13 protein-coding genes are annotated in these 16,849 nt (G+C 29.6%); 7 read left to right on the top strand and 6 right to left on the bottom strand.

The window, feature by feature from the left end:
* Positions 1–24: 24 nt before the first annotated feature.
* Positions 25–612, bottom strand: a complete 588-nt coding sequence (locus BHAMNSH16_RS01425) for a hypothetical protein (RefSeq protein ID WP_069732146.1) — start codon at positions 610–612, stop codon at positions 25–27.
* Positions 613–910: 298 nt separating this feature from the next.
* On the opposite strand from BHAMNSH16_RS01425, the gene BHAMNSH16_RS01420 reads away from it, so the two are divergent.
* The 7 genes from BHAMNSH16_RS01420 to yqeC all read left to right on the top strand — a co-directional run bounded on the left by BHAMNSH16_RS01420 (position 911) and on the right by yqeC (position 10,414).
* A complete protein-coding gene (locus tag BHAMNSH16_RS01420; protein ID WP_069732147.1) occupies positions 911–2,749 on the top strand; it encodes a methyl-accepting chemotaxis protein in 1,839 nt (612 codons plus the stop codon).
* 133 nt (positions 2,750–2,882) lie between these two features.
* Positions 2,883–3,134 (top strand): TM1266 family iron-only hydrogenase system putative regulator, encoded by a 252-nt coding sequence (locus tag BHAMNSH16_RS01415; protein ID WP_008727843.1) that lies wholly within the window; start codon positions 2,883–2,885, stop codon positions 3,132–3,134.
* Positions 3,135–3,166: 32 nt separating this feature from the next.
* Positions 3,167–4,591: a [FeFe] hydrogenase H-cluster radical SAM maturase HydG gene (hydG, locus tag BHAMNSH16_RS01410; protein ID WP_008727844.1), complete on the top strand. Its 1,425-nt coding sequence runs from the start codon at positions 3,167–3,169 to the stop codon at positions 4,589–4,591.
* Between the two features lie 469 nt (positions 4,592–5,060).
* Positions 5,061–6,245: a [FeFe] hydrogenase H-cluster maturation GTPase HydF gene (hydF, locus tag BHAMNSH16_RS01405; RefSeq protein ID WP_008727846.1), complete on the top strand. Its 1,185-nt coding sequence runs from the start codon at positions 5,061–5,063 to the stop codon at positions 6,243–6,245.
* A gap of 20 nt (positions 6,246–6,265) precedes the next feature.
* Entirely contained in the window at positions 6,266–7,387 is a 1,122-nt protein-coding gene (hydE, locus tag BHAMNSH16_RS01400) for a [FeFe] hydrogenase H-cluster radical SAM maturase HydE (protein WP_008727848.1), read from the top strand.
* A gap of 88 nt (positions 7,388–7,475) precedes the next feature.
* Positions 7,476–9,233 (top strand): TrkH family potassium uptake protein, encoded by a 1,758-nt coding sequence (locus tag BHAMNSH16_RS01395; protein WP_008727849.1) that lies wholly within the window; start codon positions 7,476–7,478, stop codon positions 9,231–9,233.
* A 2-nt stretch (positions 9,234–9,235) separates the two neighbouring features.
* The gene (yqeC, locus tag BHAMNSH16_RS01390) at positions 9,236–10,414 is read left to right on the top strand and encodes a selenium cofactor biosynthesis protein YqeC (RefSeq protein WP_069732148.1); all 1,179 of its coding nucleotides are present in this window, start codon (positions 9,236–9,238) and stop codon (positions 10,412–10,414) included.
* A 75-nt stretch (positions 10,415–10,489) separates the two neighbouring features.
* On the opposite strand, the gene BHAMNSH16_RS01385 is transcribed toward yqeC, so the two are convergent.
* From BHAMNSH16_RS01385 to BHAMNSH16_RS01365, 5 genes are read right to left on the bottom strand one after another with little or no spacing between them, the layout of a single operon-like run.
* On the bottom strand, positions 10,490–11,872 hold the full coding sequence (locus BHAMNSH16_RS01385) for a uracil-xanthine permease family protein (RefSeq protein WP_008727850.1): 1,383 nt from the start codon (positions 11,870–11,872) through the stop codon (positions 10,490–10,492).
* A 44-nt stretch (positions 11,873–11,916) separates the two neighbouring features.
* Positions 11,917–12,762: an FAD binding domain-containing protein gene (locus tag BHAMNSH16_RS01380; protein ID WP_008727851.1), complete on the bottom strand. Its 846-nt coding sequence runs from the start codon at positions 12,760–12,762 to the stop codon at positions 11,917–11,919.
* Positions 12,753–13,241 (bottom strand): (2Fe-2S)-binding protein, encoded by a 489-nt coding sequence (locus BHAMNSH16_RS01375; protein WP_008727852.1) that lies wholly within the window; start codon positions 13,239–13,241, stop codon positions 12,753–12,755. The genes BHAMNSH16_RS01380 and BHAMNSH16_RS01375 overlap by 10 nt, the downstream gene beginning before the upstream one ends.
* A complete protein-coding gene (locus tag BHAMNSH16_RS01370) occupies positions 13,241–15,376 on the bottom strand; it encodes a xanthine dehydrogenase family protein molybdopterin-binding subunit (protein ID WP_069732149.1) in 2,136 nt (711 codons plus the stop codon). Before BHAMNSH16_RS01370 ends, BHAMNSH16_RS01375 begins: the two co-directional genes overlap by 1 nt.
* Positions 15,377–15,417: 41 nt before the next feature.
* Positions 15,418–16,773: a uracil-xanthine permease family protein gene (locus BHAMNSH16_RS01365; protein ID WP_008727853.1), complete on the bottom strand. Its 1,356-nt coding sequence runs from the start codon at positions 16,771–16,773 to the stop codon at positions 15,418–15,420.
* Positions 16,774–16,849: the final 76 nt, after the last annotated feature.

The following is a 16,849-nucleotide window of genomic DNA, read 5'->3' as shown; positions in this document are numbered from 1 at the left end:
ATTTATATATTTGTTTATTTATTTTTATATATCAAGGCTTAATAGTTTAGTTATCATATCCATTGTAACATCTTTATATAAAATCTTATTAGGCACTACATTTCCATTAACCTGCTTGGAGGTTGTTTTTGATTCATTAGTATTTGCTGCCGAACTATTATCAGCAAGTTCTACAATCATACTAGCTTTATCTAAATATATTTTTTTATCATCATTATATTTGAATGTTATATACATTTTTAGATTTAACATAATATTATGTTCTATAGTGAAAAAATTATCTTTATAAACTATATTTCCTATAAGACCTTCTGTATTTAGATTAAAGCTTTTAAAAGCAATAGTTCCAATATAATTGTATTTATTATTTTGTTCTATTTGAAATAAACTGTAATAATACCAATTATTATTTTTTAATATTATCATTTCATAAGATGAATTATCAGTAAATCTAATTTTTCTAATAGCATAAACTGATAAATCTTTATTGTTTTTTAAATTTCCATCATCAGTGAAGTAATTTTTATTTATTTTCATTGGTTTATCATCAATATTTTGAGAATAAAGATTAAAAGAAAATAAAATTACAAATATTACAGCCAATCTTAACATAGATATAAACCCCAAATTATAATAAATGAAGTTATACCCTATAAGCCTTTATTTGTCAATATTTTAAATTCTATAAAAAATTAAAATAGTTAAAAAATATTTAAATTTCTATATCTCTGAGATAATTTAGAATTTTTAATAAATATTAAATTAATCATATTTATTTATGCAGCATATAAAAATTATTTTAATTTATTGACACTAGTATTTTTTTTGATTATACTAAAATATGTTAGATTTCATTTTTATTTTATGCAATTCTATATTTCCTATATAAAAATGATTTTAGGAGTAAATTATGAAGAAAATACACAGTTTATCTTTTAAACTACCAGTTACTATCAGCTTATTGTCTATATTAATGTTAGGTTTTTTATTATCTGCTTCAGTATACTTTTCAAATAAAGGTATAACTGAAAGTACTAATACAGGTTTTGAGAATACTGTTGGTGGATATGCTAATTTGTTTGATTCTATACTAAATGCCCAGGTTATGCTTAATAAATCATATACAAGCGGTGCTAATATTAAGAATTTCTTTTCAAATGCCGCTGCTTATAGTAATAATGTTTATTTAGATATAACTTCATTTGTAGAAAATAATAATTTTGTAGAAAACATTTCTATAATGGATACAAGAGGTGTAATAGTTTTTGATAGAAACCCACAATTAATAGGCAGAAATTTCATGGATTTAAGACCCACTATGATGAATAAATTATTATCAGGAGAGCCAGTAGCTTTTGGAGATGATATAGTTAAATCAGCTGCTACTGGGGATCTTACAATATCCCTAGGTGTGAGAATACTTGACTATAATGATCAATTAATAGGCTATTTAGTATCTATTATAAAAATAATGTCTATATATGATGCTTATTTTAGTAATGTTCGACTTGGAAGAACAGGAAGAATAGTAACTGTTAATAATAAGGCTGTAGTAGTAATGGATACAGATCCTAAAGAAATAAATAAGCAGGCTCCAAGCGAATATAATAATATTATACAAAGTACATCTGAATCAGGAAAATTAGTATATGGTTTTAATAACAGTATCAGGGAAGGTTTTTATAAAAAGATGAAATCTCAGCCTTGGGTAGTAGCTTATGCCATGGATACTAAAGAGATATATGAAGTTAATAGATCTATTATTGTTATAAGTATAATTATAGGTATTATATCAATGGTTATTATGACATTAGTAGTATTTTTATTTACTAGAAGTATAATAAAACCTCTTAATATTGTAGTTGAGGAAGCCAAAGAAATAGAAAGCGGCAGACTTATTATGCATGGAAGAAAAATGAATAGAAAAGATGAGATTGGAGAATTATCACATTCTTTTCATAATATGAAATATAAATTAATAGAAGTAATAGAGACCACTTTGCATAATGCTGATAAGATGTCTAATGCTGCTAATGCACTTGCTTCTGGAAATAAGAACCTAGCTACTAAAGCAGAAAATACAGCAGCCAATCTTGAAGAGACAGCTTCATCTATGGAGGAAATATCTTCAGCAATATCGATGGCAACTAATAATTCTGTTAAAGGAAATGATATGATGACTAGCTGTAAAGATTCAATAGAAAATGCAGCTTCAGTGGTTGCTGAAACAGTAAGAAGTATGAATGAAGTTAATAATGACAGTGAAAAAATTAAAGATATAATAAAAGTTATAGAAGGCATTGCTTTTCAAACTAATATTTTAGCGCTTAATGCGGCAGTAGAGGCAGCACGTGCAGGGGAACAGGGTAAAGGTTTTGCTGTTGTAGCGAGTGAGGTTAGAAGCTTGGCACAAAGCAGTCAGGATTCTGCTAAGGATATTACTGAGCTTGTAAATCAGGTATATGAAAAAATTAATAAAGCTAATAAAATAGTTGAAAGTCAGGAAGAATTATTTATAAATATCAAAAAAGAAATAGAAGAAACAGCAAATATTATAAAAGATATAAGTTCTGCTGCTTTGGAACAGCAGTCTGGAGTAGCTCAGGTTAATAAAGCTGTTATGGAAATGGATACTATTACTCAGGAAAATGCTGCTTTAGTTGAAGAGTCTACTGCTTCTTCTATATCGCTTTATAATGATGCTAAAGAACTTCAAAATGTTGTTAGTTTTTTCCATATAGAAAAATAATTATAAAAAATTAATAAAAGCTATTTACAAAATAATTTATAGTTTTATAATAAAATAACCTAAGTGAATAACTGTTAATGTTTATCATAAAGGAACATATAAAAAAATTGTATTTTATCTTTTTTGTTAGTTTATGGAAAATAATAGAATTGCTGTTATAGGTATAATAATTGAAGACACCAATGCTGCGGCAAAGGTGAATGAAATTCTTCATAGCTACAGTGATTTTGTTATAGGAAGAATGGGTATACCTTACAGAGAAGAAAATATAAATATCATAAGCATAGTATTAAATGCTCCTATAGATAAAATTAATAGTTTAACAGGCAAACTTGGTATGATTGAAAATGTTTCTGCTAAAGCACTTTATGCAAGCAAGAAATAATGAAGAGTTTAACTATTAAATAGGAGTATTTTATGTCTTTAGAAACTTTATTTAAATATGATTCAAAATCTAGAAATGCAAATGAATTTATCAATGATGAGGAAATTCTAAAAACAATATCCGAAGTAGAAAGCGGTGATTATAATATTAGAGAAATATTAGACAAAGCTAATGAAATGAAAGGATTAGAGCCTAAAGAAGCATTGGCTTTACTTCTTTGCGATGACAAAGATGCTGAAAATGAAATGTTTGAAATAGCAAAGAAAATCAAATTAGAGATATACGGTAAAAGAATAGTTTTATTTGCTCCACTTTATTTATCTAATTATTGTATTAACGGCTGTGTTTACTGTCCTTATCATGCTAAAAATAGTCATATAGCAAGAAAACAGTTAAGTCAGGATGAAATTAGAGCAGAAGTTATAGCATTGCAGGATATGGGACATAAAAGACTTGCTTTAGAAACAGGTGAAGACCCAGACTATGCTAGTATGGAATACTTACTTGAATCTATAAAAACAATATATAGCATTAAGCATAAAAATGGTGCTATTAGAAGAGTTAATGTTAATATTGCGGCTACTACAGTTGAAAATTATAAAAAGTTAAAAGATGCAGGAATTGGTACTTATGTATTATTCCAAGAGACTTATCATAAACCTACTTATGAGAAAGTTCACCCAAGCGGTCCTAAAAGCAATTATGAATATCATACTGAGGCAATGGACAGAGCTATGGAAGGCGGTATTGACGATGTGGGTATAGGCGTATTATTTGGTCTTTATGATTATAAATATGATTTTACTGCTATGCTTTATCATGCTAAGCACTTAGAAGATACTTTTGGCTGCGGACCTCATACTATAAGCGTGCCTAGAATAAGACCTGCTGATGATGTTGATGTTAAAAGTTTCCCTAATGCTATAGTTGATAGTTTATTCAAAAAAATAGTTGCTGTTTTAAGAATCGCTGTTCCTTATACTGGAATAATAGTTTCTACAAGAGAGAGTCAAAAATCAAGAGAGGAGGCATTAGAGGTTGGAGTTTCTCAAATAAGCGGAGGCTCAAGAACTAGTGTTGGAGGATATGTTGAAGAAGAAGAGGAGAATTCAAAACAGTTTGAAATATCTGATAACCGTTCACTTGATGATATTATTAAATGGCTTTCTGATATTGGTTATTTACCTAGTTTCTGTACTGCCTGCTATATAGAAGGAAGAACAGGAGACAGATTTATGGCTTTTGCTAAGAGTGGACAAATAAAAAATTTCTGTCAGGCTAATGCTATAATAACTTTAAAAGAATATGAAAACGATTATGCCAAAGAAGAAACTAGAAAATCTATAGATAAAGTTATGGAAAATGAAATTGAGAGAGTACCTAATGAAAAGGTAAAATTAAGATTGGTTGATGCTTTAAAAGGCATAGATGAAGGAAGAAGAGATTTTAAATTTTAATTTGTATATAATTGATTTTATATGTTTAGGTATAAATTATTGATTTAATTTTATGAGATACTTATTTCACCGAGCAGAAAAATATAAAAAATATGATTTTATTTGCTCGGTGTATTTTTATTTGTTATATTTATAAAATAGACTTGTTTCAAAACTACTTGACAACATTAAATATGAAATTGTTTAATTTTAAAATTACAAATATTATGTTTTACATGTTGTATAAATTATTATTTTAGTATATAAACATGCAGTCCTTTGCGACTGCGGTCTGTGCCTGCTTCTTTGGGGCACCAAAAGAAGTGGGGTTTGGCACGACTGTGTGCTTCGCAGCAAAGCCCCAACTATAATTAAAAAAATATTAAATTAAAAATTATAAATATAAAGAAATTGAGTTTTGAAACAAGTCTAATATATAAAATAAATTTTTTAATGTTATTAATTATAATATAAATAAATGGAATAAAAAATGAATACTACACCAAATTCAAACAGAACACATATTGCAATATTTGGAAGAAGAAACGCAGGTAAATCAAGCATCATAAATGCAATTGCAAATCAAGATGTAGCAATAGTTTCGGATACTGCAGGAACTACTACAGACCCTGTTAAAAAGGCTATAGAGATAAATGGTATAGGAGCTTGTGCTATAGTTGATACGGCTGGTTTTGATGATGAGGGTGAGCTTGGAGCTTTAAGAATACATAAAACTAGAAAGATTATGGAATCTGCTGATATTGCTTTGCTTGTATTTGATGCTTCTTTTATTAATAATGATTATTTGCTTGAATTAAAATGGAAAAATGAGATTGCTGCTTTGGAGATACCTGTTATAGCTGTATTAAACAAAATAGATTTAAACGATAACTATAAAAATATAGAAAATAATATAAAAGAAATATTTGATTTAGAAGTTATTTCAATTAGTGCAAACAATAGAATTAATATTGAAAATCTGATAGAAGCTATAAAATCATCAATTCCAAAAATAGAAGAGATTAGTATAACAGGACATATAATTAAAGAAGATGATATTGTAATGCTGGTTATGCCTCAGGATATTCAGGCACCTAAAGGTCGTCTTATACTTCCTCAAGTGCAGACTATAAGAGATATTTTAGACAATAAAGCTGTGATTATGGCTTCTACTTTTGATAAGTTTGAAAAAGCTCTTAAAGCATTAAGCAAGCCTCCTAAAGTTATAATAACAGATTCGCAGGTTTTCAAAGAAGTAGAAAAATTAAAACCAGAGGAAAGCCTTTTAACTTCATTTTCAGTACTTTTTGCAAGATACAAAGGGAATGAAGAAGTATATAAAAGAGGTGCTGACTTCATAGACAATCTTACTAAAGAAAGCAAACTTTTAATTGCAGAAAGCTGTACTCATGTTCCTTTAGAAGGAGATATTGGAAGAATAAAAATACCTAATCTTTTAAAAAAGAAATTTGGTTTTGATTTTGATATTGATTATGCAGCAGGTAATGATTTTCCAGATGATTTATCAAAATATGATTTGGTAATACATTGCGGAGGGTGTATGGGTACTAGAAAGCATATATTAAATAGAATAAGAATATGCGAAGAGCAGAATGTACCTATAACAAATTATGGCATGACTATAGCTAAAATTAATGGTGTGAAATATATATAGAACAATAAAGGAATATGAATTTGATTGATATAAACAAGGCGAAAGAAATTATTAAAAAAATAGATAAAGAAGAGAGATTATCACATGATGATGCTTTAGTGTTATTATCATCTTTTGAATACGATAATAATATCAATAAAAAACAATTAACTCAAAAAGAAGAAGAAAGCATAAAAGATTTAAAAGAATATCTTAGGCTAAAAGCTAGGGAAAAGGCGGATAAAATATTCGGAAAGTATGTTTTTATGAGAGGTCTTATAGAGTTTACCAATTACTGCAAAAATGACTGTATATACTGCGGAATAAGAAAGAGCAATAAAAATTCTGAACGCTACAGATTAAATAAAGAAGATATTTTATCATGCTGCGAACTTGGTTATGATATAGGGTTTAGAACTTTTGTTTTACAAGGCGGAGAAGATCCTTATTATAATATAAATATAATGTCTGATATAGTAGAGGCAATTAAAACTAAATTTCCAGACTGTGCATTAACATTATCAATAGGTGAGAAAGAAGAAGAGTATTATAAAATATTAAAAGAAAAAGGAGCTAATAGATTTTTATTGAGGCATGAAACTTCGGATAATACTCATTATTCAAAACTTCACCCAACAGATATGAGTTTGGATAATAGAAAAGAATGCTTAAGAAATTTAAAAAAGTTAGGATATCAAACAGGAACAGGGATAATGGTTGGAAGTCCGTATCAGACTTTAGAAAATATTGCAGCTGATTTGGTCTTTATGCAGGAGATAAAACCAGAGATGATAGGTATAGGACCATTTTTGCCGCATAAGGATACTCCTTTTGCCAATGAAAAAAAAGGCGAATTAGAACTTACTTTAATACTTATAAGTATACTTCGTTTAATTTTTCCTTTAGCATTGATACCAGCTACTACAGCATTAGGAACTATAAAAGAAGGAGGAAGAGAAATGGGAATACTTCATGGTTCTAATGTTGTTATGCCTAATTTATCGCCTATGGATGTTAGAAAAAAATATTTATTGTATAATGATAAGATAGCTACAGGCACTGAGTCTGCAGAGGGTGTTGAAAGTCTTAGAAAAAATATGGAGGAAATCGGCTATATTCTTACAGGTATGAGAGGTGATTTTGATATTAATAGACATGCTTAAATATATATAAAAAATAAAATTGTATATTTACATGTAAGCTATTATATATTAAAATAGTATAACTATATAATAAGAGTAACTATTAGATATGAAAAATATTTTTAATAATAAGATTAATAATCAAAATAATCCGAATCAAACCGTAATTCAGTCTATAGATGAATTCTTAAGGAGAATATCAAATTTAGTAGCAATAGCAGGTTCAATATTTGCAATATTTGTACTTTTAATGCAGGTAAGACAAATTAGTATTTATAATTTTTATATTTATAATTATGATAAAATTATCAATATTATTACAATATGTTTTGTATTTATACTTGCAGATCAAATAAGAATAGCACCTAGAAAACTTTATATAGTAGTTCCTATTATTCAGCTTGTAGGACTTTTGCTTCTTAATTTTTTCAGCAGAAAATATTATGATGTATATTCCAGCAGAATAATATGGACTATAGCAGGTTCTATACTTTTCTTTTTAATTATAGTTATAAATTGGCTTAGGCTTTCATATTCTAAGTTTACATTATATCAGATGATTATAGCTTCATTTGTATTTGTTATAACATTAGGAAGTTTGCTTTTATATTTACCTTTAAGTACAGTAACAGGTAAATTATCATTTGTTGATGCTTTATTTACTGCAACTAGTGCCGTATGCGTTACGGGGCTTAGTGTTATAGATATTTCAAAAGAGTTTACTTTGTTCGGACAGATTGTATTAATAACTCTTATTCAAATAGGCGGACTTGGTATTATGTCTATATCGGCAATAGTGCTTTTATTTTCTGTGAGTAAAGGCAGTGTGCAGGATAGGGTGAGAACTTTAGAGATGTTTAATACTCAAAATAAAGATATTATAAGATCCACTATAAAGGTGATCTTTTTATCTACTTTTTTTATAGAATTATTGGGTGCTGTTTCTTTGTTTACTGTTATGGATACTAATGACAGATTAGGAATGCGAATATTTTCTTCTGTATTTCACTCTATAAGTGCCTTTTGTAATGCCGGATTTTCACTTTATACTGATAATCTTCATCAGTATTCAGCAAATGTTGTAGTTAATGTTAGCATTATGCTTCTTATTACGCTAGGAGGTATAGGATATCCTGTTATGCTTACTGTTACTAGGGCTATAGTAAATAAAGTAAAAGGAAAAAGATATGTATTTGATGTTCAGGCTAGAATAGTTATATACACAAGTGTTATTTTGATAATATTAGGAAGTGCTTTTATATTTTTCAATGAATATTCAAATTCGCTCAAAGATCTTCCTTTAAAAGAGAAAATATTAGTTTCATTATTTCAAAGTGTAAGTCCAAGAACAGCGGGTTTTGAAACTATTGCATACAACTCTATGAGCAGTGTTACTATAGGAGTTGTTATATTTTTAATGTTTGTAGGTGCTTCTCCAAACAGTACAGGCGGCGGAGTAAAAACTACTACATTATTTGTTTTTATATTTTCAGTAATTGCTGCAGTTTTTAACAGACCATATATTGTAGTTAATGGCAGAAAGATAAAAGATGATACAGTTAATAAATCTGTTGCTATAGTTACTCTTGCAATAGCTATTTCTGTACTTGCTTCGTTTATTATGTTTTATATAGAAAAATCAAATAGTATGATGCCTATACTTTTTGAGGCGATATCCGCTATAAGTACAGTAGGTCTTTCTTTAGGTATAACTCCAACAGTTACAATATGGAGCAAATTAATACTTATATTATTAATGTTTATAGGACGCGTTGGATATCTTACTTTATTTATGAGTATAGGTTCTATTAATAAAGGTAAATATGGTATAATAGATTTACCTACAGGCGAAGTAACTATAGGCTGATTATGTCAAAAATTATTATTGTATGCGGCGGCGGCGGTAAAACCTCATATATAAAAAAATTATCAGAAAGTTATAAAGATAAAAAGGTAGTAATCACAACTACAGCAAAAATTTTTAAACCTGAAAAATATACTGAAACTATTGATGCTCATTCTTTTGATAATGAGAATATTATTGTATTAGGAAAAGAGTATGATGAAAAAAAACTAATGTATGTAGGATATGAACAATTAGAGAATGCAATTAAATATGCGGATATTATTTTGATAGAGGCTGATGGGGCAAAGTATTATCCAATAAAAATACCAAATGATGAAGAGCCTATTATACCAAAGTTTCTTTATGGGAGAATATACCAAATAGTTATCATTATGGGGCTTCATAGTTTAGGCAGAAAATTTAAAGAGGTTTGTTTCAGATATAATTTATGCAGTGAAATAGACAGTGAAAGTATAGTGGATTTAGAAACTATCAAATATATTGCAGATAAATATTATATTAATAAACTTAAATGCAGTGATATAAAACTATATTTAAATGATTTTACGAATAACAATACTATTACATATAAAAAAACCGCTTTCATTATATTAGCATCTGGTAAAAGCGAGCGTTTCAATGGTAATAAGTTAATTCATAAATTCAAATCTCTTAATAATAAAACATTATTTGAAAACACTATTAACAAAATATCAGATGTAAGAAAATTATTTAAAGAAGATGAAAAGCTAAAAAATATAGAAACTTCTGTAATAGTTGTAAGCATATACGATGATATAATAAATAAAAAATTTGAAAATAAAGATTATTATGCTTTTTATAATTACAATTATAATGAAGGTATAAGTGCTTCTATCAAACTCGGCATTAATGAGGCTTTAAAACTAAAAGCTGATTCATTTGCTTTTTTTGTATGCGATATGCCTGTTTTAGAAAGTAATGATATTTTTAATATGCTTAAATATTTTTACTATAGTCATAAGAATATAGGAGCTATGTTTACAGGAGAGAATTTTTCAAACCCGGCAGTATTCTCATCAAAATATATTAATGATATTTTAAACTTAGAGTATGACAGCGGAGCATTGAAAATTATAAAAAAAAATATTGAGGATTGTTTCTTTTATACTATAGATAAAAATAAATTAAAAGATATAGATACTAGAGAAGATTTAGTTTAAAGTATATTTAATTAATATAAGAAAAAGCATAAGTTATAAATAACTTATGCTTTTATATATAGAAAATATTTTTAATTATTTTTTAGCTTCTTCTTTAGGAAGAACAACATTAAGTATAATAGCAACACAAGTAGCTATAACAACAGGACTGCTTCCAAATACAGTTTTAGCCCAAGCAGGGAAAGTATCTAAAGCACCTCCAACTTGAACAGTACCCATACCTAAAGCAACAGCAAGACCTACTATCAATGTATTTCTAGGACCCATATTTTCAGTGAATACTAATTTTATACCTGTCATAGCTATAGAAGCAAATACCATTATAGTAGCTCCGCCAAGTACACATGAAGGTATAGTAGTAAGTAAAGCAGAGAATTTAGGGAATAGTCCGGCAACTAATATTATAATAGCAGCAATTAAAAATACTATTCTGTTAATAACTTTAGTAGTAGCAACTATACCAACATTCTGACTGTAAGTAGCAGTAGGTAAGCATCCGAACATAGAAGATAATATATTAGTAAGACCGTAAGCAGTAATACCGCATTTTAACTCTTTATCAGTAGGCATTCTTCCCATACCTCCTGAAGTAGTAGCAGAGAAGTCTCCTATAGCCTGAACTGAGTTTACAGCAAATAAAAGAGCTATAGCTATTGCAGCAGAAGGATCGAACTCTATACCAAAAGGAAGTAATTTTGGAGCTTGGAAAATACCGGCATTAACAACGCTAGTAAAATTAATCATTCCAAAGAAAAATGCCGCTATATATCCAATAATTAAACCCATAAGTATAGAAGCTAGTTTTAAAAAGCCTTTAGTGAATTGATTGAATATAATAACAGCTATAAGAGTGATGAAAGCAACAGCCCAATACTGCCAAGAACCAAAAGGAACAACTTCTCCGTTTATGCTATATAATGTACTTCCTCCAGCCATATATCTAACAGCAGTAGGATATAAAGAAAGTCCAACAGTAAATACAACAGTACCGGCAATTAGAGGAGGGAATAATTTTCTTATTTTTTCAACAGCAAGTCCGAATATAACGGCAACTATGCCTCCTACTACCTGAGCACCAAATATAATAGCTAAACCTCTTACTCCAAGACCTGTACCTTCAGGACCTCTTGCTATAGACTGCATAGTAGATACATAAGCAAAACTAACACCAATAATCATAGGAAGTCTGGCACCTATATGATAATTTTTAGTGATAGGTATAGGGAAAACCATTATTATTGTAGAAATGGCGGCAAATACTAAAGAAGATTGGACTAATAGTATTTGTTCCGGACTTCCGCTTTTAAGTCCTGCAGCAGATGATACTATAAGAGCAGGAGTTACACAGCCTACAATCATAGCAACTACATGCTGAATAGCTAGCGGAAAAGCCTGCGACATCTTTGGAACAGCTTCGTATTCAAACAAAGCATTTTGAGTTTTTTCATTCGTACTCATAATTCTTCTCCATTTATTAAATTGTTTTTATTTAAATTAATAAACTATTTTATACAGATATCCTCTATAAAATACTTTATTAAATTTAAAGCACATTTTTTTCTATACAAAGCAGTTGACCTAGCACTATTTCTAGGATTCATAATTGAGGAATATGCTTCCTGTATAGATTTAATATTGTTCTTCCATTCTTTTATATCTGAAACAATATATTTTTCCTCTATACTTTCATCTCTTGTAATCGTAACACCTAATGTACAAAAACTTATTTTAAATCGGTACTTATCATTTTCTTTGCAAACTAATGTACATACAGCAAGTTTAGATAATGCATTGGCTTTTCTAGTTCCTATTTTTCTATAAAAGGAATACTTATAATCTTTCTTTGGTATTATGATATGAGTAAGTATTTCATCATTCTTTAATATTGTTTTGCTTACTCCGGTAATAAAATCTTTTATTTTTACTTCTCTTTTTGAGTTTTTGCTTTTTAATATTAAAACTGCATCCATAGCATATAAAGAAGGTAAACTGTCTGCAGAAGGGGAGGCATTGCATATATTTCCTCCTATAGTAGCAATATTTCTAATAGGAGGACCTGCTATTCCTGAGGCACTTTCTTTTAATACCTGAGGTGTTAAAGGAGATTTAATAATTTCATCGAATGTAGTTAATGCTCCTATGATAATATTATTTTCATCTTCTTTTATGCCTTTTAATTCATCTATATCATTTATAAATAATATAGGCTTATTAAATTTAGCTATTAAATTACTTCCTCTTAAATGCTCTACCATCAAATCAGTACCGCCTGCAAAAATCACAGAATCATTTGAGGTTCTGAAATCTAATGCTTCATTAATATTTTTGGCTTTTAAAGTTACTGCCATAAATTTTTACCCTCCTTAAAAGCTATATCAGAAGCTCTTAATACAGCACTTACTATATGATCATATCCAGTGCATCTGCATAGATTTCCTGATAATCCTTTTCTTACTTGGTATTCTGTAGGTTTTCCTTTAGTATCATTTAAAATAGTTTCAGATGACATTATCATTCCTGGAGTACAAAAACCGCATTGTACAGCACCTTCATCCATAAAGGCTTTTGTTACTATTTTTCCTTTTTCTGTTTCAGTGTATTTTTCTATCGTTATAATTTCTTTTCCTTCGCATAAAATTATAGGTATTAAACATGAATTGACAACTTTTCCATTCATAAGTACAGCACAAGCTCCGCATTCTCCTTCGCCGCATCCTTCTTTGGTACCTGTAAGTTTTAATTCATCTCTTATAAAATCTATTAATCTAGTTAAAGGATCTAATTCTGTATTAATTTCATTTCCATTTACTTTAAATTTTATAGGCATTATATCACCTCCGCTATGTTTTCAGGTAGAATAGGTATTTTTGTAAAATGATAATTCAAAGCATTTTCCATAGCAGATGCATAAGCACTTGCCGCTCCGTCAAAAGTAATTTCTCCTACTCCCTTAGCACCAGAAGGACCATATTGATAAGGCTCATTCATAATATATGTTTTAATTTCAGGCAAATCCAAAGAAGTCGGTATCATATAATCAGACATTTTTACCTGTAAGAATTTTCCGTCTTTATTTACTATGTTTTCTAAAGCCCCCCATCCAAGTGCCTGAGCAACACCGCCTTTTATTTGACCTTCCACTATTTTTTCATCTATAGCATATCCACAGTCAAATACCGCCCAAACACCTACTATTTTTACTTCTAATGTAACTTTATCAATTTCAACTTCAACAACATTTATTCCAAGCCCATAAGTAGGGTAGGCATCTCCTCTTAAAGCAGAGGTATCCCAATCTATTAAATGTGCAGGGTGTTTATAGTCTTCTATTATTTCTATTTCTTCAGATTCATTCCATCTGTCTCTTAATTTTTTACATGCTTCCTGTATTAAATATCCAACTATCATAACAGAACGAGAAGCCACTGTAGGACCTGTATTTGGTATTATATTAGTATCATACACAGATATATCTATATTTTCCAATGGTATTTGCAAATTATAAGCGGCTATTTTTCTAAATGTGGTATGAAGTCCCTGACCTATTTCTGTATTTGATGTTAGTATTGTTACTTTACTTCCTTTTTTCTTTAACTTTAATTTAGCTTTAATTATATCTCTTTCACCGCTTCCTGTAAAAGCACATCCATGCAAAAAGCATGATATTCCTATTCCTCTGTACATATCATCTTTATATTTTTTTCTTTTTTCTTCATAATTAGATTCTTTTAAGGCTAAATCAAGCATTTGAGGAAGTATTATATTATCATGGAATATACCGCCTGTTATTGTAGGATCATTTTGTTTTACAAAGTATTTTCTTTTAAGTTCTATAGGATCAATGCCTATTTTTTTTGCTATATTATCCATAGTTCTTTCTATAGCAAATATAGCCTGAGGTCCGCCGAATCCTCTAAATGCACAGCTAGGTACATTATTAGTGCAGTACAATCTTCCCAAAACTCTCACATTAGGAAAATGATATACATTAGCAGCGGTATAAGTACATCTTTGCATAATAACTCTGGAACTTGACTCATAAGCACCTGCATCCATATCCGAAATTATATCAAGTGCAGTAATATTGTTGTTTTCATCAAGAGCAATTTTAGTTGTGATTTGAGCAGGCTGTCTTTTTACACTATAAGCCATATCAAATTGTCTGTCTAATATAAGTTTAACTGTTTTTTTAAGTTTATGCACGGCAACTGCAACAGCGGCAGATAGTATGTCAGGATAATGTTCTTTTCCTCCGAATCCTCCGCCTATAGTAGGGGATATTACTCTTACCTTTGAGTCTTCAACACCAAGAACAGGAGCAACCGCTTTTTGCACATAGTAAGGACATTGTGTAGATGAATATAAAGTTACGCCGTCATTTTCCCAAACACCTACAGTCCCATTAACTTCCATATATAAATGTTCCTGATATGGGGTATAATAAGTTTCCTCTATTATAGTTTTAGCTTTTTTAAATGCTTCATCAACATCTCCATATCCAGCTTTAAATGAAACAAATATATTATCATCTCCGTATATGGGACCGCCTAATAATTTCTTAGAATCATCTATATTCAATACAGGCTCTAAATCCTGATATTCTATTGTAACTTTTTCTGCTATATCATATACTACATTTTTGTCAGGACCTACAATAAGGAGTATTGTCTCTCCAATGTATCTAACATTATCATCAGCAAAAGGACGCCAATCAGATATAATCATAGTGGCTGCATTTTTACCCGGAACATCTCTATAATCTATTACGGAATAACCTTCAGGAAGTTCAGGAATATTTATTTTTAATATCTTAGCCCTTGCCTTTGTAGAATAAACAATCTTTGCATGCAGGACTTCTTTTCCGAAATCAATATCGTTTAAATACTTAGTTCTTCCTGTTATCTTATCAAAAGCATCTACTCTTGATACAGAATTTTTTAATTCTTTAATAAAAGTTTCCATTTTTTATATATCCTTTATATACTTTAAACCTAAACATCAATTTAAGCATTATAATCCTCTGGCTTGCTTACTTTATCATCAGGGAATATAAGATTTGCCAAGATAGATATAATGCATGTTGCAGATACAGTATCATGAAATATAAATTTTATAAATTCAGGAAGCTGAGCTATTGCATTTTGATGATTTGCAAGACCAAGACCTAAAGCAAATGTTATTCCCATTACTATTATATTGCGTTCACTGAAACCAGCTTTTGCTATCATTTTTATACCGTTAATTAATATCATAGCAAATACTGTAATTATGGAACCTCCTAATACAGAACTAGGTATAGCTGAGAATATAGCACCCAATTTAGGGAAGAAACCGCATAACATTAATACAAAAGCACCTGTTGCTATACAGAATTTATTAACAACTTTAGTCATAGATACTATACCAGCATTTTGTCCGAAAGCAGTATTTGGAAGACAGTTAAAGAATGCTGCTGTAGTAGAACCTAATGCATCTGCTAGTATAGCACCTGAAGTTTCTTTTTCTGTAGCTTCTCTGTCAAATCCTGCAATTGTGATTCCAGAAGTATTTCCTATAGTTTCCAAACCTGAAGTGATATAAAGAACAGCAAAACTTAATATTGCTGAAAAAGAAAATTCTAATTTAAAATGCATAGGTATGGGAAGTCTAAACCATGATGCTTCTGCTATAGCCTGAGTATTAACCATTCCTAAGAAAGCAGAAACTATATACCCAATTATAAGACCTATTAATATAGCCGAATTTTTAATAATTCCTTTTCCAAATTTTTGAAGTATAATAATGATAAATAGAGATAAAAATCCAAGAACTAAATTTTTAGGAGATCCGTAATCAGGAGAACCCACACCTCCAGCAAAATAATCAACGCCTACACCAAGCAAGCTAACTCCAATAGTTACAAGAGTACATCCTACAACCAAAGGTGGGAAAAATTTGCGTATATATTTGTAGAAAAATCCCATAATAACTTCAGTTAAACTTCCAACCATAGCTCCGCCTAATACTAACCCTATCCCACCCATAGAAGCAACAGTCTGAGCAGTAGGAACAAAAGCAAAAGAAGTACCCATAACTATAGGTAAGTTAGCTCCAATTTGTCTATTCTTGCCAATTTTAATAGGGTAGAGCTGAATAAATGTTGTAAGTCCTGATACGAACATAGCACATTGTACCATTACAACAGTGTCAGCTCCTGATAAACCGCAGGCTCCTGCAATGATTAATATAGGAGCTAGGTTAGAAGTAAACATTGCCATTACATGCTGCATACCCAAAGGCAGAGCAACGGCTACACTAGGACGACCTTCAAGCTGATATACCAAATCTGTATTAGATTTGTTTGTTTTGTTAATACACATAAAGATCTTATCCTCCTTAAAATATTATTTTATTATATCTATAGTATAATCAATATATTCTAAGTTTTTATAAAAA

The organism is Brachyspira hampsonii (assembly GCF_002214805.1).
GTDB classification, from domain to species: Bacteria; Spirochaetota; Brachyspiria; order Brachyspirales; family Brachyspiraceae; genus Brachyspira; species Brachyspira hampsonii.
This window is presented reverse-complemented; position numbering and strand designations above follow the sequence as displayed.